Origin of the sequence: Parendozoicomonas verongulae (genome assembly GCF_009711465.1) — a bacterium.
GTDB lineage: Bacteria > Pseudomonadota > Gammaproteobacteria > Pseudomonadales > Endozoicomonadaceae > Sansalvadorimonas > Sansalvadorimonas verongulae.
Genome location: NZ_SMME01000514.1, coordinates 1 through 531 on the forward strand (window position 1 = coordinate 1; position 531 = coordinate 531).

1 protein-coding gene is annotated in these 531 nt (G+C 46.5%); it reads left to right on the plus strand.

The features are described 5' to 3' along the window. Positions 1-61 precede the first annotated feature (61 nt). Positions 62-531, plus strand: a 470-nt coding sequence (locus E1189_RS22695; protein ID WP_196220946.1) for a hypothetical protein, incomplete at its 3' end; no start/stop codon positions are given.

The window sequence follows — 531 nt, forward strand, 5'->3', positions numbered from 1 at the left end:
TGATTTGCATATCCACTATGCCGTTGATGGTAAACATATTCCATCCGGCTGGAGTCCATACGTGGATAAGGATCTGCAAACCTCAAAAAGGCTGTTCACGGTTGTTCATGGTGGAGTCAGCCGTATCAGTTGGGATTCTTCTGACCTTACCCCTCAAGCTCTGAAACTTTATGGCATCAGTGGTACAGGGTTAACAATCGCTCCGGTCATAACTTCCCAAACGCGTTATGTGTTTGAACCACAAATGGACTTGTCGGCTTTACGTGCACCGGAATCATCGACAAAAGCTCCTTACATCGCATTTGTGAAGCCAACACGCGATGCTGAGGTGAGCTGGGTTATGGTGAAGGGATCTGTTCCTCAGAATTATAATCGAGACCCACACCCCAGGGACTTTTTGGAAATTTCGAAGGTTCATGATGGATATTATGATTCACCCAATTCTTACTTCCCTTCGGAATGGGAGCGATCAAAAACAGTTTGGGATACAGATATGGGCGAAACGACTTTGACCCTGCATCCTGCAGCGCA